The sequence below is a fragment of the Pseudomonas sp. ACN8 genome (assembly GCF_002303925.1).
In the GTDB taxonomy this organism is placed as follows: Bacteria; Pseudomonadota; Gammaproteobacteria; order Pseudomonadales; family Pseudomonadaceae; genus Aquipseudomonas.
On record NZ_MRCS01000005.1, the window covers coordinates 80,785 to 97,057 of the forward strand.

Consider the following 16,273-nt stretch of genomic DNA (forward strand, 5'->3'; position numbering starts at 1 on the left):
TTTTACCCTAGCCAACAGCGATTGTAAATTGGTCTTACCAATTATCCAAGAACGCTGATCAGTGCCTGACCAACAACAATTAGGGGCCACCCCATATGCAAACCTGGCAACAGCTCTATACCCCGCTCGGCAGCCTCGGCCTGTCCGCACTCGCCGCCGTCATCCCCATCGTGTTTTTCTTCCTGGCTTTGGCCGTGTTCCGCCTCAAAGGGCATGTGGCCGGCAGCATCACCCTGGCTTTGTCGATTCTGGTGGCGATCTTCGCTTTCCAGATGCCGGTCGATATGGCGTTCGCCGCCGCCGGGTATGGCTTCGCCTATGGCCTGTGGCCGATTGCCTGGATCATCGTGGCAGCGGTGTTCCTCTACAAACTGACGGTCAAGAGCGGGCAGTTTGAAGTCATCCGCAGTTCGGTCCTGTCGATCACCGATGACCAGCGCCTGCAGGTTCTGCTGATCGGTTTCTGCTTCGGCGCCTTCCTCGAAGGTGCGGCCGGTTTTGGCGCACCCGTGGCGATTACCGCTGCGCTGCTGGTAGGTCTTGGCTTCAACCCGCTGTACGCCGCTGGCTTGTGCCTGATCGCCAACACCGCACCGGTGGCCTTCGGTGCTCTGGGCATTCCGATCATCGTTGCCGGCCAAGTCACCGGCATCGACGCGTTCAAGATCGGCGCCATGACCGGTCGCCAACTGCCGCTGCTGTCGCTGTTCGTACCGTTCTGGCTGGTGTTCATGATGGACGGCCTGCGAGGCGTGCGGGAAACCTGGCCGGCAGCCCTGGTAGCTGGCTTGAGCTTTGCCGTGACCCAGTACTTCACCTCGAACTTCATCGGCCCGGAACTGCCGGACATCACCTCGGCCCTGGCCAGCCTGATTTCCCTGACCCTGTTCCTGAAAGTCTGGCAACCCAAACGCGCCGCCGGCCAACACATCGTCGGTGCTGTCTCGGCCTCCGTGGTGAGCGCCAGCGTCGGTGGTTTCGGCCAGAAGCGCACCACCGTGGCTTCGCCTTACAGCCTTGGGGAAATTTTCAAGGCCTGGTCGCCGTTCCTGATCCTGACGGTACTGGTCACCATCTGGACCCTGAAGCCGTTCAAGGCGATGTTCGCCGCCGGCGGTTCGATGTACAGCTTCGTATTCAACTTCGCCATCCCGCATCTGGATCAAATGGTGATCAAGGTCGCACCGATCGTGGCCGCGCCGACCGCCCTTCCGGCAGTGTTCAAACTGGACCCGATTTCCGCCACCGGCACGGCGATTTTCTTCTCGGCCCTGATCTCCATGCTGGTGTTGAAGATCAATATCAAAACTGGTCTGACCACTTTTAGAGAGACCTTCTACGAACTGCGCTGGCCGATCCTGTCCATCGGCATGGTGTTGGCGTTTGCCTTCGTCACCAACTACTCGGGCATGTCCTCGACCATGGCGCTGGTGCTGGCGGCGACGGGTGCGGCCTTCCCGTTCTTCTCGCCGTTCCTCGGCTGGCTGGGCGTGTTCCTCACCGGTTCCGATACCTCGTCCAACGCGCTGTTCAGTTCGCTGCAAGCAACCACTGCGCACCAGATCGGCGTCAACGACACCTTGCTGGTGGCGGCGAACACCAGCGGCGGCGTGACCGGCAAGATGATCTCGCCACAATCGATCGCCGTGGCCTGCGCCGCGACAGGTCTGGTGGGCAAAGAATCGGATCTGTTCCGCTTCACCCTCAAGCACAGCCTATTCTTTGCAACGATTGTCGGCTTGATCACGTTGGCCCAGGCTTACTGGTTCACCGGCATGCTGGTGCATTAAGGCTACAGGCAACACGATAAAAACCGACGCCGGGCCACGCCCCCGGCGTCCGCTATTCACACCCCGGTCTGTAAGGCTGCTGAAAGCTTCCGTCTCTATATTCAGCAGCCTCGACAGACGAATAACCGGGACCACCCGGAGACCGCCTGATGAGCGAGCTTTTTTACAACGCCGTGCCGAATGCGACCCGTGTCGCCCCGCCACTGCCCGAGCCTCGGCAATACCCCAGCGAGAAACCGTCACGGGTCTACCTGTTCGGGACCTGCGTGGTCGATTTGTTCTACCCGCAAGCCGGGATGGATGCGATCCACCTGCTGGAACGCGAAGGCATTCGTGTCGAATACCCGCAAGGGCAAAGCTGCTGCGGCCAACCGGCCTACACCTCCGGTTACACCGAACAGGCACGGACCGTGGCGCGCTCGCAACTGGCGCTGTTTGCCGACGACTATCCGGTGGTGGTGCCGTCAGGTTCTTGCGCTGGCATGTTGCGCGAACATTACGCTGACTTGTTCAAGGACGAGCCAGACACGTTGGAACAGGTCCAGGCCCTGGCGGCCAGAACCTTTGAGCTGGCCGAGTTCCTGTTGTTTGTCTGCAAGGTGCAGCTCAAGGACAGCGGCGAGCCGGTGAAAGTGGCGCTGCACACCTCGTGTTCGGCACGCCGTGAGATGAACACCCACCTGCACGGCCGCGAGTTGTTGGCGCAGTTGAGCAATGTGGAGCGGGTCAATCACGATCACGAAAGTGAGTGCTGTGGCTTTGGCGGGACATTCAGCGTCCGTATGCCAGACATTTCCGGCGCGATGGTGGCTGACAAGACCCGGGCGCTGAAGGAGTCCGGCGCGCACAAGGTATTGAGTGCCGACTGCGGCTGCTTGATGAACATCAACGGCTCGCTGGAAAAGCAGCAGGAAGCGTTGCGCGGTCAGCATCTGGCCAGTTTCCTCTGGCAGCGAACCGGAGGTGCGAAATGAGCACCTCGACGATTATTCCTACGGTCGCCGTAGAAGAAGATTTCCGAACCCGCGCCCACAAGGCGCTGGGTGACGCGCAATTGCGAGGCAACTTTCGCAAGGCGATGGATTCATTGATGACCAAACGGGCAGCGGCGTTCAGCGATGCCCATGAAAGAGAACACTTGCGCGCACTGGGCAATGCAATCCGTGCCCGCGCGCTCTCCAAGTTGCCCGACCTGCTCGAACAACTGGAACAGAACCTGACCCGCAACGGTGTGACAGTGCACTGGGCGGAAACGGTGGACGAGGCCAATGGTATCGTCCTCTCGATCATCCGCGCTCACGAGGGGCGGCAAGTGATCAAGGGCAAATCGATGGTCAGCGAAGAGATGGAGATGAACCACTTCCTCGCTGATCGGGGCATTGAATGCCTGGAATCGGACATGGGCGAGTACATCGTCCAGCTCGACCACGAGAAGCCTTCACACATAATCATGCCGGCAATCCACAAGAATGCCGGTCAGGTCGCGTCCTTGTTCCACGACAAACTTGGCGTGGAATACACCAAGGACGTTGACCAACTCATTCAGATCGGCCGCAGAGTCCTGCGGCAGAAATTCTTCGAAGCGGACATCGGTGTCTCCGGCGTCAACTTCGCCGTGGCCGAAACCGGCACCTTGCTGCTGGTGGAAAACGAAGGCAACGGTCGCATGACCACCACGGTGCCACCCGTGCACATCGCCGTCACCGGCATCGAAAAAGTCGTGGAAAACCTGCGCGACGTAGTACCGCTGCTGTCGCTGCTGACCCGCTCGGCCCTGGGCATCCCGATCACCACCTACGTCAACATGATCTCCGGCCCGCGCAAGGAGCATGAACTCGACGGCCCGCAGGAAGTGCATCTGGTACTGCTCGACAACGGCCGCAGCCAGGCCTTTGCCGACAGCGAACTGCGCCAGACCCTGAACTGCATTCGCTGCGGCGCCTGTATGAATCATTGCCCGGTCTACACCCGAATCGGCGGCCATGCCTATGGGGAGGTTTACCCCGGCCCTATCGGAAAAATCATCACCCCACACATGGTTGGCCTGGCGAAAGTGCCGGATCATCCGAGCGCCTCGTCGCTGTGCGGTGCCTGCGGTGAAGTGTGCCCGGTGAAAATCCCGATCCCTGCTTTGCTGCGACGCCTGCGGGAAGAAAACGTCAAGGCCCCGGACAGCCCTCATCAAGTGATGCGCGGTCAGGGCAGCAAGTACTCACGCAAAGAGCGGTTCATCTGGAACGCTTGGGCGAAGCTCAACAGTTCGCCGACGCTGTATCGCCTGTTCGGTTTCTTCGCCACCCGGTTGCGCGCCCTCACGCCGAGCAACGTCGGCCCATGGACGCAAAACCACAGCGCACCGAAACCCGCTGCCCGCTCGCTGCATGACATGGCCCGCGAACATTTGGCCAAACAGGGAGACCGCTGATGAGCGCCAAGCAAAATATCCTCGCCAAACTGCGTAAAAGCCTGACAGGCACCACGCCAGTGGCTGACAACTTTGATGTCGATCTGGTGACCCAGCCTTACACCTACGCGCCTGAGCAACGCATTGCGCAACTGCGCAAATTGATGGAAGCGGTGCATACGGAAATTCATCTGACGTCCGGTGAGCAGTGGCCGACGCTACTCGCGCAATTGCTGCGGGACCGCCAGTTGCCGAGCCTGCTGATCGCACCGACAACGCCCCACGGTCAACGGATCACGCAACACTGGGCGAACAATCCCGACCTGCCAACGCTCAAGGCCTACGACCGCCCGGTTGAAGAATGGAAAGCCGAGTTGTTCAACGACACCCCGGCGAGCCTGACCACCACCCTCGGCGCCATCGCTGCCACGGGCAGCCTGATTCTCTGGCCGACAAGGGAAGAGCCACGCCTGATGAGCCTGGTGCCACCGGTGCATTTCGCCCTGCTCAAGGCCAGCGAAATCCGCGACAACTTCTATCAGGTGCAGCAGGAATTCGAGTGGGCCCAGGGCATGCCGACCAACGCGCTGCTGGTGTCCGGCCCGTCGAAGACCGCCGACATCGAACAAGTGCTGGCGTACGGCGCCCACGGCCCGAAAGACCTGGTGGTACTGATCCTGGAGGACCAATGAGTCTACCGGCCGCTTTCCTGCGTGATGCACAGCAACTGATTCCACCAGAACGACGTTTCGATGACCCGCTGTCGACCCTGGCCTTCGGCACCGACGCCAGTTTCTATCGTTTGATTCCGCAACTGGTGATCCGCGTCGAGTCCGAAGACGAAGTAGTGGCGCTGCTGCGACTGGCGCAACGGGATCAAGTGCCGGTGACTTTCCGCGCCGCCGGTACCAGCCTGTCCGGCCAGGCCATCAGCGACTCGGTGCTGATCGTGCTGGGGGATAACTGGAACGGTCGCGAGATTCGCGACCAGGGCACACAAATTCGATTGCAACCGGGTGTGATCGGCGCTCAGGCCAATGCCTGGCTGGCACCGTTCGGACGCAAGATCGGTCCGGACCCGGCCTCGATCAACGCCTGCAAGATCGGCGGCATCGTCGCCAACAATGCCAGCGGCATGTGCTGCGGCACGGCGCAAAATACCTATCACACCCTGGCCGGCATTCGCCTGGTGCTGGCCGACGGCAGTCGTCTCGATACCGAGGATGCCGCCAGCGTCACGGCATTTCGCCAAAGCCATGCCGCATTGCTGGAGCGCTTGGCAACCCTGGGACGCGAGACCCGGGCAAACGCCGAACTGGCTGCGAAAATTCGCCACAAATACCGTCTGAAAAATACCACCGGCCTGTCGCTCAATGCCCTGGTGGATTTCGACGAGCCTGTGGATATCTTGAGCCACTTGCTGGTGGGCTCCGAGGGCACGCTCGGGTTCATCAGTGCCGTGACCTACGACACCGTGATCGACCACCCGAACAAGGCTTCGGCCCTGATTGTGTTCCCGGACGTGGAAACCTGTTGCAACGCAGTGACTGTGTTGAAAAGCCAACCGGTGTCGGCCGTGGAATTGCTGGACCGCCGCAGCCTGCGCTCGGTACAAAACAAACCCGGCATGCCCGCTTTCGTACAGCATCTGTCGAACAATGCCTGTGCGCTGTTGATCGAATCCCGCGCCGCGTCGTCCACCTTGCTGCACGAGCAACTGGCGCAGATCATGGCGTCGCTGAAGGCGTTCCCGGTGGAAAAGCAGGTCGACTTCACAGAAGACCCGCAGGAAAACGCCCGCCTCTGGGCCATCCGCAAAGACACCTTCCCCGCCGTCGGCGCTGTGCGCAAGACCGGCACCACGGTGATCATCGAAGACGTCACCTTCCCGGTCGAACAGCTGGCCATCGGCGTCAACCGCCTGATCGAACTGTTCGACAAACATCACTACGACGAAGCAATCCTTTTCGGACACGCCCTGGAAGGCAATCTGCACTTTGTCTTCACCCAAGGCTTCAACAGCCCGGAAGAAGTCGCACGCTATCAGGCGTTCATGGACGACGTGGCGCAACTGGTGGCGGTGGAGTTCGGCGGTTCGCTGAAAGCCGAACACGGCACCGGGCGCAACATGGCGCCCTTCGTTGAACTGGAATGGGGCAGCGATGCCTACCAGTTGATGTGGCAACTCAAAAGACTGCTCGACCCCAACGGCATTCTCAACCCGGACGTGGTGCTCAGCGAAGACCCACAGATCCACCTCAAGCACCTCAAGCCCCTGCCCGCCGCTGACGAGATTGTGGACAAGTGCATCGAGTGCGGCTTCTGCGAACCGGTTTGCCCGTCGAAAGGCCTGACCCTGAGCCCGCGCCAACGCATTGTGATCTGGCGCGACATTCAGGCGAAAAAACGCGCGGGCATCGATACGTCCGAACTCGAAGCCGCCTACGACTATCAAGGCATCGATACCTGCGCCGCGACAGGCCTGTGCGCACAACGTTGCCCTGTAGGCATCAATACCGGCGAGCTGGTGAAAAAGCTCCGCAGCCGGAAAGCGACGCATACGAAAACCGCCAACTGGCTTGAAGGAAACTTCGCCACGGCACTGCAAGGGGCGCGTTTCACGCTGCACGTGGCCAATGGCGCGCGGATGTTGCTGGGAGCGCCGAGATTGGCGAAGTTGTCGGCGACGCTGACGCGCCTGTCCAAGGGTCAGGTCCCGCAATGGACCAACGCGATGCCGCAACCGGAAAAAGCCATTCGCTTCAGCCCGACAGTGACGGACGCGCGCCCGCGCGTGGTCTATGTGGCGGCCTGTGTATCCCGCGCCATGGGGCCGGCAGCAGGCGACACGGAGCAAATGTCGCTGCACGACAAGACCCGCGGCCTGCTGGAAAAGGCCGGATATCAAGTGGTGTTCCCGGACAACCTCGACAACCTGTGCTGCGGTCAGCCATTCGCCTCCAAAGGCTACGCCGAACAAGCCGAGCACAAACGTCAGGAACTGATCGGCGCCTTGCTTCACGCCAGCCGTGGCGGGCTCGATCCGATCTACTGCGACACCAGCCCCTGCACCTTGCGCCTGGTTCAAGACCTCGGTGAAGTCCGTCTGGACCTGTACGACCCGGTGCGTTTCATCCGCACGCACCTGATGGATCGCCTGGATTTCACGCCTCAGGAGGCGCCGATCGCCGTTCACGTCACCTGCAGCACCCAGCACCTCGGGGAAAGCCAGGCGTTGATCGACCTGGCGCGCAAGTGCAGCAAAAACGTGATCATTCCCGAAGGCATTCACTGCTGCGGCTTCGCCGGCGACAAGGGTTTCACCACCCCGGAGCTGAACGCCCATTCGCTGCGCACGCTCAAGGACGCGGTGCAACAGTGCAGCGAAGGGATTTCCACCAGCCGCACCTGTGAGATCGGTCTGACGCAACATGGCGGCATTGACTACCACGGACTAGTCTATCTGGTGGACCGCGTTACCCAGGCTAGGGAGCCCTGAAATCTGGACATCAAGGCATGCGCATCAATGCGCCCTCCTTGATGCTTCTTGCCGGAATCAACAGTTCTACAGCAGAAAAAAGAACCCTGATGTGCCGCCGCAGTCCACTGATCAAGTCCCGCCAATGCGGGACCTTCCCAAAACTCGGTAGACCGATTTGATAGCCAGCAATGCTGGTCCTTCAGTTCAAGGAGAAACACATGAATCGTTCTGTGCTGTTAGGTTTGTTCGTTGCTGCATCCATCATGGCTTCCACTTCGTTTGCTGCAGAAGACCTTTGCGCGGTCAACCTGAAAACCATCGAAAACGGCAAGGCACAGATTCCTCCGGAAATGACTGAGCAGGTAAAAGCCTCCGTCGAGCAAGCCAAAGCCGACCAGGCAAAAGGCACCAAGGAAGGCACTGATGATTGCGTCGCCGAGACCAACGACATCATCAAGGCCGTCACTGACGCGAAAAAAGGCGGGAAGTAACCCGGTTCATGGCCAGCCTTCGGGTTGGCCTTCCGGGCCGCGCTGGCGTACATCAACAACGGAGTACTGGCAGCCGGGAGTTCAAAGCCCGGCTGCGCCCGATACGAAGCAAACCAAAACCCGCCAGTTGCGGGTTTTGTTGCATCCGGGGTCTGGAAATGTGTAACCCCCGTCGCTGCAAAAGCTCGGCACATTGTCTGAAAAACCGAATTCTTGCGTTGAATCGTAGTCTTTGAGGTAGGCCCCGTCAGATCGTGGCTGATTCTTCGGGCTCGGCTTGACCGTCCGCTCATACGGCAGCACCGAGACCATCAGCTCAAGGAGATACCCATGAAACGCACCACACTCGCTGGCCTGTTCATTGCTGCTGCCATGCTGGCCTCTCCTGTATTTGCCGCGGACAACAACCTTTGTACGAGCAAGTTGCAAGAGCTCAAAGGCAAAGTGAATGCGCTGCCGGCGACCGCCACAAACACCTCAATGGAGATCAAAAGGCTGATGTCCAGCGCCGAAGCCTCACAAGCCTCCGGAGACGACAATAAATGCGTCATCGAGGCCACCCAGGCATTGGCACTCGCGGGCAGTCAGAGCAACCAGCCAAACCCATGATCTGTAGTGGTCAACCTTCGGGTTGGCCTTCCGGGGCGTGATGACGTACACTGTACAGGCCTGCTGCTCACTTGATTCACAGAGCATCAGGCTCGGGGCCGTTTAGGATTCGACGCCGGTTGCGAAACTTTAGGTGCATGCCGAGTTGGTAACAGAACTCGTAAATCCACTGTTGCAACTACTTATAGTTGCCAATGACGAAAACTACGGCCAGGAATTCGCTCTCGCTGCGTAAGCAGCCTTAGCCCTGAGCTTCTGGTACCTTCGGGTCCAGCAATCACCAGGGGATGTCTGTAAACCCAAAGTGATTGTCATATAGAACAGAATCGCCGTGCAGTACGTTGTGGACGAAGCGGCTAAAACTTACACAACTCGCCCAAAGCACCCTGCCCGTCGGGTCGCTGAGGGTTAACTTAATAGACACGGCTACGCATGTAGTACCGACAGCGGAGTACTGGCGGACGGGGGTTCAAATCCCCCCGGCTCCACCAAACAATCATCTAAAGACGTCCACGGACGTCTTTTTTTGTGCCTTAAATCCAGTAAATACAAGGGTTTAGAGTCCACGAGCGTCCACCAGCATCCGTGACCATCTACGATTTCGTGTATTCCAAGTGGTATTCCAAGCCCTCAGCTGCTATTTTTTGGAATACATAAACAGCACTGGAATACACCATGGGGGCCCAAGCCACGCGCCTTTCAGACGTAAAAGTCAAAGCCGCGAAGCCAAAGGAAAAGGACTACATACTCACCGACGGCAACGGCCTTCAAATGCGAGTGAGAATCAATGGCTCAAAGCTATGGAATTTCAATTACATCCAACCCGTGACGAAAAAGCGGATAAATATGGGATTGGGCACCTTTCCTGAGGTAAGCCTGGCTCAAGCACGCAAGAGAACCGTGGAAGCGAGAGAGCTCGTCGCCCAGGGGCTGGACCCTAAAGAGAAACGCGACGCCGAGAGGCACGCGAAAAAAGCAGCCACGGAACACACTTTCGAAAATATCTCGAAAGCGTGGTTCGAGCTCAAAAAGGATTCAGTTACCCCTGCATACGCCGAGGATATTTGGCGCTCCCTCACGCTGCATGTCTTCCCTGATCTGGCCACCACCCCAATCTCTGCTATCACGGCCCCTAAAGTCATAAATTTGCTGCGCCCCCTCGAGACGAAGGGCAGTCTCGAAACCGTTAAACGTCTAACCCAACGCCTCAATGAGATCATGACGTATGGTGTCAATTCGGGATTGATTCACGCGAATCCGCTCAGTGGCATTCGAGCCGTCTTTAAAAAGCCCAAAAAGAAAAATATGGCGGCCCTTGCACCCGATGAGCTGAAAGAGCTCATGGTGGCAATTGCCAATGCCAGCATAAAAAGAACTACGCGCTGCCTAATTGAGTGGCAACTTCACACCATGACTCGGCCAGCCGAGGCTGCCACATCCCGTTGGGATGATATCGACTTCGAAAAGAAGATCTGGACGATACCGGCGGAGCGCATGAAGAAACGTCGGATACACATCATTCCGCTCACTGAACAAGCTTTGGCGCTCTTGGAAGCGATCAAGCCCTACAGTGGACGTCGGGAGTACGTTTTCCCTGCAGACCGAGACCCTCGCACCCATTGCAACAGCCAGACCGCCAACATGGCGCTGAAACGTATGGGTTTCGAGGGGCGCCTGGTCAGTCACGGCATGCGCTCAATGGCGAGTACCATCCTCAATGAACACGGTTGGGATCCTGAGTTAATAGAGGTTGCGCTAGCGCACGTCGATAAAGATGAGGTACGCAGCGCCTACAACCGAGCCGACTACATTGAGCGTAGACGCCCGATGATGGCCTGGTGGAGTGAGCACATCCAAGAAGCGGCAACTGGCAGCCTGTCGGTGGCAGCTATCAAAGAAAGTAGAGACAGAAAAGTCGTGTCAATACGCTGACCCACAGCTCAGCGTCGGAGAAAACCAGTGCTACTCGATCAGAGATAACACCGTTGAACCTGGGCCCTCCGACATTTCATAAAACACCGTGTCCATCCGAAAAGCATTTTCGTAGAGAAAGTATTAGTTTTGAAACTCCGGAACCGCTTGTCGACCTATCAGATCCCTGACAGGTCGACATAGAAGTCGCAAACTACTTGAGTGAGAGTTTTCTCTTCAACTCATCACCGATCAAACTGATATTAAGCTCCTTGCCCGGGTTGTTATTGCAGAAATCCGTCAACACCGAAATGTAGGCCGCTCCCAAACCTTTCGTCAGCGTCGCAGCCGTTGTCGCGGCGATAGTGCCGCCTACCGCACTGCCCACACCTGGAATCATTTTGAGCAAACCGGTCACGACCGCCCGGCCCAATAAGCTTGCTGCACTCGAACCCAGCGCCGATGCCACCAGGGTCGTCAACGCACTGGTACTGACTTCCATTCCAAACGTCACACCAATCTTAGCCAGCATCCCGACTTGAATCGGTATCAATACAAAAGAGTCTGAAAATGGAATCGGCGTAGCCCCAGCCGCCGCTGCCAGGCCGCTGGCGATCAATACTTCCTTCTCAGCCTGCTCGACTTTGATTTTCATTGAAGATTGATGCCGCGAGCTCAATGCATTCGCGAATGCACGCTTTTTTGCTTCGGGGATCAGCCTCGCAGATTCATAGATCAGCTCGTCGATACCTTTGACTCCGAACTTGAAAACGTTGCCTTCGTCGTCTTCGATCTGTTGCGCCTCTGCGCGCACCCGTACTACGGCTGAAGCGCCGGGCAACAGCTTTTTGACCTTGAGGTGAAAGTCAACGTCCTTGGCGAACATGCTTTTGGTGACAACCGCCACCACTGGAATGGATTGATCGATCAACACACGGCAGAGATCGATTTCCGCCTGCTCAATCCGATCACCGCCTTCCTGAATGCAAATCCATGCCGCATGGATGTGCTTGTTTTCATCGTGATGCCCCGCACGTAACTCAAGGAAGCTCTCCAGATCCTTGAGAATGGTCGCGTAGTCCTTCAACTCCAGACCTTTGCTGTCGATGATCGTGATTGGATGACCTTCCTTGGTGATCTCTTCGATCTGCTGCGTCACCGGGGTGCCGGAGCCTGTCTTCGCCAACTGCCCACGGAACACCGTGTTGATCAGGGTGCTTTTACCCACGCCCGTCTTGCCTGCGACGACGATATTGACCTTGCCGGAACCCCGCACGGCGTCACGAATGACCTCATCAATAGCGTCCTGTTGCCGATCAGCTACGTCCAACATTACTGCCTCCTTAAAATTCAAATGATCAACACATCACACCGTTTGCAGCTGCTTGCAGGCCGCTGCGTTTATTTCCACGAACGCATCCCAAGTCATCGTCCGTTGATAATTCAGCTCGTATTGCCGATCCACGCGGCAGATATCCGGCCGAATTGCGTAGATACGGCAGCCTCCATCGGCTTCGTCCAAATTCCTGCACACCCCGTCACCCCGGTCCATCCCGGCTGTTTGTGGCAACAGGTGGACACGCTTGCAGCACTGCATGCAGCGGTTGCAGGGGAATGCCTGGCGGTGTTCAGACATAGGTATCCAGGGTGACCTGGCATTGCACCAGCAGTTCGCGATCTTCGCTTAGCTTGCGCTCGGTCTGGCTGAGGCTGCCGCGCAAGGCCTTGAGCTTGTCGTTGACCAGCGCAAAGTTGCTTTTGATATTGGCTTCCACCACCTCGATCAATGCCCGCGAGAACTCCCAGGCAATATCGTCACCCAGGCTCTTGATCGCCTGGTCGCGCCGCTCACGCTCCTGCTGCTCCTGGCGAGCCTGTTCTTCGAGGCGTTGCTGCTCCGGGTCGCCGGCAAAAGCTGTGTAAATCAATTTACCGACCTGGTAGACGACGCCGATGGCAGGCAGCACCTTGCCTACAACCTGCTCAGCCACTTTACCCATGGTGATCGGACCAATCCCCTTGAACAGGGTGGGCAGCCACTCCTTGCCCAACTTCATCACCGTCACCACGTGCTCGGTCTTCAGCGCTCCCCCCGCCTGGCGCACACCCGCTTCCAGCAAGCTCATATCGACGGCCGAATCTGTAGCCCCTGCGAGTTCGCCAGCTGAAGCGCCGGGGATATTCAACGCGCCCGTGGACGGCATGTCTGCGTGCTGCACACGGACTTGCTCGAGCATCTCTTCGAGCAGTTGCGCCGCATCCAGCGCCAGGCGTTTGAGCTCGTCATCCAGCTCGCCACACACTTGTTCGTTGGCGCGCCGGATCAGCCCGTCGATCTTGGCTTGGGCGCCCTCGGCGTCCTGGTGCATCGCCATCATCGCGCCCTTGGACACCCCGGCCGCCTTGGCTTGTACCGACGCTTTAAGCAGCGAGCGCAGATCAATCTCACGCCGTGCAATTTGCGCGTAAAACGCATCGATGCGAGCGCTGGAGGCCTGGTCGCGCTGTTGGTCCAACAGCGCCAGCGTCTCACCCAGGAAACCGCTCAAATCGGTGGCCACGCTGGCAACAATCTGACGCTGCTCTATCGAGGCAAAGAAGTGGTTGAGCTCACTTTCGAACTTCGGAAAGCCCGAGTTCTGCAGCAGATTGCCTTTGTGCTCAAGCTTGGCCTTGAGCGCCGACCGGGCGTTGACCTCTAGGATCGGAATAGCCTGCAACACTGGCGGCAACCCGCGCGCCTGGGCCATTTGCTGGAGGCGTTCGCGCAGTTGGTCCTTGATTCGCTCGGCTTCCAGCGGCTCCAGCGGGTTCTTGCGGTTGAGCACCAGGAAGATCTGCTTGTTGCGTGCGACCAACTCCAACAGCGCCGAAAGCGTGGCTTCTTCTTCGACAACGCCCAACGGGTTGACCACAAAGATCACCACATCGGCGCCATACAACTGCTCGCGCGTCACCTGCTCGTGGGCTTGCGGTGCGTCGATACCCGGCGTATCGAGGATCTCGAAGTCGCCCCAGCGGTAGCCCTGGATCTTGTAGGTTTCCGGCGTATCGGCAACCTGCGCCTGCTCGGCGCCGAGCAACGCATTGATCAGCGTGCTTTTGCCCGCGTTGTATACGCCGTAAACCATGATGGTCGCCGCAGCGCTGGCCTTCCGAGCCGCCACCATCTTGCGGATGGCCGGTGTAGCCGAGGGGTTGTACACGGCACACAGCTCCTCCACGTCATCGTAGAGCGACAGGACGTGGGACATTGGGGGTTGTTGAGTCATGGCTGTGGAGTCTCCACGAGGGAATCGAGTCTGTCGTTCAAGCGGCTAATCTCGTTGACGAGCACCTCACAATAACGCTGCATGCTGGCGCGCACCGGTTCATACAGGCCCATGACATGTTCGGCCAGCAGGGCCGGCACGGCGTTGGCATAGGCGTCGAGGGCGGCTTGGCGCTGCTCCTCCAGGTTGTCGCCGACCACCACCTGGTGCGTTTCATAGCGGGCCTTGGCACTTCGACCGGCAAGACTGGAAGCACTGCCAATGGACGCACCGAGGAGCGCTCCGGGTATGCCTCCCACGGCAAACCCCAACGCGGCGCCCAACAGTGTCCCGCCCGCGCCCCAGGCCGTCTTGGTCCCCGATTCGGTGCCGGTTCGGTATTCCTTGGCAACAGTCACTTCGCGGTATTCAGGCAAGGCACTTAAGCGGCTTGCGTCGAAGGCGCGGCGCAACCCGGCTTGTTGTGTCTTGTCGATGTGCTTCATCGCGTCATCAGCCCGGTCACCCAGAACACGCGTCAGCTGGTCACGCAACTTACCTTCAAGCTTGTCGTCGTAGCCAGCGTCGAACAGTTGATTGACGTAGCGACTCATCTGCGCGGCGCCCGCCAGACCCAGGTTTCGCACTTCCTGCTCGATGACCTTGCCCTGCTCGCGGATCTGCTGCTCGAAGCCGTTGGCCAGGTCCGCCACAAGGGCCAGGTCCGCCGCCGTGTCCTGGATCGCGTTGCTCAAGTTTTTCATCGGCGTGGCCAGCTTGAGCTGCAGCGCATTACTGTCGCAGATGGCCTTGAGCGTCTGAAACAATTGCCCCACACCACTGGTAGCCAGAGCTTCCGGGCGGGTTTGCGCGAAGCGTGTCGACAGCGGCACAACACGCGTGTATTTCAGCGCATTGCTGTCCAGCCTCTGCAACTCGTTGTTCACATAATCGACTTGTGCCTGCCGATCCTTCGCCGGCTTCATGACGATCTCACACACCGCGTTGCCGTCGTCATCCTCATCTTCCTCGGTGGTATCGCTGCCGGTCAGCAACACCATCAATGACTTCTCGTCGGCCAGCAACTCACCGATTTCGCCCATATCGGAAGCCCTGCCCGGGGCTTGGGAACTCATGGTGTAGAGGATCAGATCAGCGTGTTCGACGTACTCCCGCGCCAGGTCACCATTGGCCCGGTTGACCGAATGCAGGCCGGGCGAATCGACCCAGGTCAGGCCGGGCAAGCGAAAGCCCTGGATCGAGCTGGTCGCTTCGGTGGCGCCGACGCGAAACTGCAAATTCTGTTCGGCCTCCTTGTGCTTGTCACCGCCTTCCACCGCCGTCTGCTCGGCAGAGAAGTACATCGGTTGAACCTTCGCCTGCGCCTTCAACTGCGCCGTAGGCTCGCTATGGCCCCAGGCAACGTAGTTGCCCAGTGAGCTTTTGCCGGACTTGACCTTGCCGTAGACGAATACCAGCAGCGAATCGTTAACGTTTTCGCGGAACTCCGCACCTTTGACGCGGGCTTTGACTTGTTTTTGCCACACCTCGAATTGGTCCGCCAGACGCTGCGACAGACCTTGCGCCAGCTTGTGCAACGGGTTGTCGCTGCTGACAGCGCCAAGCAGCGCCTGGGTGTGTTCGAGGTTGCTGGAGATAAACTCCTGGCGCAGCAAATTGAACGTACGATCCTTGGCGTGGATATCGCTTTTCTGTTGCTCAAACTGGGTCTGGAGCCTTTCAAAAGCACCCATCAATTCGTCGCGGGTTACGGCATTCATACAAGCTGCTCCACGGTGCTTTTCAATTGCTGCAGACGCTTGATTCGCGCCACCGATTGCTGGAGTTGAACCTGGGCCTGCTGCTGCGCCTGTTGGGCAGCCAGCGGCGCAGTCAGGACTTCAAGAACATTGAGCTGCAAAAGGAAGCGCTTGGATTTCACCGCAGAAAACGCCGAGTCAGCGCGCAGAATGATCTTCATCGCATCGCCATAAGCTGAGCCCGAAGATTGCGTACTGGCGACGGCCTGCTCCAGCTGAGTTGCCGTCTTTGCCGGAGCCATTGTCTTCACGGGCTGACCCAGGGTTTGGGCGGCGCTGTTGAGCTGCGTTTTCAACTGCTCGCGGCGATCTTTTTCCAGGTTCGAGATCCGATCCTTCAAGCCTTGCTGCTCTCGCTCTTGCTTGGCGGCACGTTCCTGCTTGCGGCGCTCGGCATCACCAGAGCTTGAAGAGCTGGATGAGCTCGAAGACGGGCTGTCATCAGACACCGCCTTGACGATCGCTGTCACGGCGGCCACCGCAGCGGCACCAATCAACCAGGGTAGAGGCATTGCA

The 16,273-nt window shown here is 58.6% G+C and carries 13 protein-coding genes and 1 other RNA gene; 9 read left to right on the forward strand and 5 right to left on the reverse strand.

The window, feature by feature from the left end:
- Positions 1 to 95 precede the first annotated feature (95 nt).
- From BSF44_RS04300 to BSF44_RS04340, 9 genes are all read left to right on the forward strand, one after another.
- Entirely contained in the window at positions 96 to 1,790 is a 1,695-nt protein-coding gene (locus tag BSF44_RS04300) for a lactate permease LctP family transporter (protein ID WP_095942413.1), read from the forward strand.
- Between the two features lie 149 nt (positions 1,791 to 1,939).
- Positions 1,940 to 2,764 carry a (Fe-S)-binding protein gene (locus BSF44_RS04305; RefSeq protein WP_095942414.1) on the forward strand — a complete coding sequence of 275 codons (825 nt, stop codon included), beginning with the start codon at positions 1,940 to 1,942 and terminating at the stop codon, positions 2,762 to 2,764.
- Positions 2,761 to 4,215 carry a LutB/LldF family L-lactate oxidation iron-sulfur protein gene (locus tag BSF44_RS04310; protein ID WP_095942415.1) on the forward strand — a complete coding sequence of 485 codons (1,455 nt, stop codon included), beginning with the start codon at positions 2,761 to 2,763 and terminating at the stop codon, positions 4,213 to 4,215. Before BSF44_RS04305 ends, BSF44_RS04310 begins: the two co-directional genes overlap by 4 nt.
- A complete protein-coding gene (locus BSF44_RS04315; protein WP_095942416.1) occupies positions 4,215 to 4,886 on the forward strand; it encodes a lactate utilization protein in 672 nt (223 codons plus the stop codon). Before BSF44_RS04310 ends, BSF44_RS04315 begins: the two co-directional genes overlap by 1 nt.
- Positions 4,883 to 7,693: an FAD-binding and (Fe-S)-binding domain-containing protein gene (locus BSF44_RS04320; protein WP_095942417.1), complete on the forward strand. Its 2,811-nt coding sequence runs from the start codon at positions 4,883 to 4,885 to the stop codon at positions 7,691 to 7,693. The genes BSF44_RS04315 and BSF44_RS04320 overlap by 4 nt, the downstream gene beginning before the upstream one ends.
- A 200-nt stretch (positions 7,694 to 7,893) precedes the next feature.
- Positions 7,894 to 8,166 (forward strand): hypothetical protein, encoded by a 273-nt coding sequence (locus BSF44_RS04325; protein ID WP_095942418.1) that lies wholly within the window; start codon positions 7,894 to 7,896, stop codon positions 8,164 to 8,166.
- Between the two features lie 330 nt (positions 8,167 to 8,496).
- Positions 8,497 to 8,775: a hypothetical protein gene (locus tag BSF44_RS04330; RefSeq protein ID WP_095942419.1), complete on the forward strand. Its 279-nt coding sequence runs from the start codon at positions 8,497 to 8,499 to the stop codon at positions 8,773 to 8,775.
- Between the two features lie 94 nt (positions 8,776 to 8,869).
- Positions 8,870 to 9,266: a transfer-messenger RNA gene (gene ssrA, locus BSF44_RS04335) on the forward strand.
- Between the two features lie 184 nt (positions 9,267 to 9,450).
- Entirely contained in the window at positions 9,451 to 10,707 is a 1,257-nt protein-coding gene (locus BSF44_RS04340) for an integrase domain-containing protein (RefSeq protein WP_095942420.1), read from the forward strand.
- 193 nt (positions 10,708 to 10,900) lie between these two features.
- On the opposite strand, the gene BSF44_RS04345 is transcribed toward BSF44_RS04340, so the two are convergent.
- The 5 genes from BSF44_RS04345 to BSF44_RS04365 are packed head-to-tail and all read right to left on the reverse strand — an operon-like array spanning position 10,901 to position 16,269.
- Positions 10,901 to 12,019: a GTPase gene (locus BSF44_RS04345; RefSeq protein WP_095942421.1), complete on the reverse strand. Its 1,119-nt coding sequence runs from the start codon at positions 12,017 to 12,019 to the stop codon at positions 10,901 to 10,903.
- A gap of 33 nt (positions 12,020 to 12,052) precedes the next feature.
- A complete protein-coding gene (locus tag BSF44_RS04350) occupies positions 12,053 to 12,322 on the reverse strand; it encodes a YkgJ family cysteine cluster protein (protein WP_095942422.1) in 270 nt (89 codons plus the stop codon).
- A complete protein-coding gene (locus tag BSF44_RS04355) occupies positions 12,315 to 13,958 on the reverse strand; it encodes a GTPase (RefSeq protein ID WP_256588963.1) in 1,644 nt (547 codons plus the stop codon). The genes BSF44_RS04350 and BSF44_RS04355 overlap by 8 nt, the downstream gene beginning before the upstream one ends.
- Positions 13,955 to 15,718, reverse strand: a complete 1,764-nt coding sequence (locus BSF44_RS04360) for a dynamin family protein (RefSeq protein WP_095942424.1) — start codon at positions 15,716 to 15,718, stop codon at positions 13,955 to 13,957. Before BSF44_RS04360 ends, BSF44_RS04355 begins: the two co-directional genes overlap by 4 nt.
- On the reverse strand, positions 15,715 to 16,269 hold the full coding sequence (locus BSF44_RS04365) for a hypothetical protein (protein ID WP_095942425.1): 555 nt from the start codon (positions 16,267 to 16,269) through the stop codon (positions 15,715 to 15,717). Before BSF44_RS04365 ends, BSF44_RS04360 begins: the two co-directional genes overlap by 4 nt.
- Positions 16,270 to 16,273 lie beyond the last annotated feature (4 nt).

Bases quoted from the DNA above. Each gene is read 5' to 3' on its own strand.
- BSF44_RS04315 (WP_095942416.1), top strand. From the start codon at position 4,215: ATGAGCGCCAAGCAAAATATCCTCGCCAAACTGCGTAAAAGCCTGACA.
- BSF44_RS04300 (WP_095942413.1), top strand. From the start codon at position 96: ATGCAAACCTGGCAACAGCTCTATACCCCGCTCGGCAGCCTCGGCCTG.
- BSF44_RS04330 (WP_095942419.1), top strand. From the start codon at position 8,497: ATGAAACGCACCACACTCGCTGGCCTGTTCATTGCTGCTGCCATGCTG.
- BSF44_RS04345 (WP_095942421.1), bottom strand. From the start codon at position 12,019: ATGTTGGACGTAGCTGATCGGCAACAGGACGCTATTGATGAGGTCATT.
- BSF44_RS04305 (WP_095942414.1), top strand. From the start codon at position 1,940: ATGAGCGAGCTTTTTTACAACGCCGTGCCGAATGCGACCCGTGTCGCC.
- BSF44_RS04360 (WP_095942424.1), bottom strand. From the start codon at position 15,718: ATGAATGCCGTAACCCGCGACGAATTGATGGGTGCTTTTGAAAGGCTC.
- BSF44_RS04365 (WP_095942425.1), bottom strand. From the start codon at position 16,269: ATGCCTCTACCCTGGTTGATTGGTGCCGCTGCGGTGGCCGCCGTGACA.
- BSF44_RS04340 (WP_095942420.1), top strand. From the start codon at position 9,451: ATGGGGGCCCAAGCCACGCGCCTTTCAGACGTAAAAGTCAAAGCCGCG.
- BSF44_RS04325 (WP_095942418.1), top strand. From the start codon at position 7,894: ATGAATCGTTCTGTGCTGTTAGGTTTGTTCGTTGCTGCATCCATCATG.
- BSF44_RS04355 (WP_256588963.1), bottom strand. From the start codon at position 13,958: ATGACTCAACAACCCCCAATGTCCCACGTCCTGTCGCTCTACGATGAC.
- BSF44_RS04320 (WP_095942417.1), top strand. From the start codon at position 4,883: ATGAGTCTACCGGCCGCTTTCCTGCGTGATGCACAGCAACTGATTCCA.
- BSF44_RS04310 (WP_095942415.1), top strand. From the start codon at position 2,761: ATGAGCACCTCGACGATTATTCCTACGGTCGCCGTAGAAGAAGATTTC.
- BSF44_RS04350 (WP_095942422.1), bottom strand. From the start codon at position 12,322: ATGTCTGAACACCGCCAGGCATTCCCCTGCAACCGCTGCATGCAGTGC.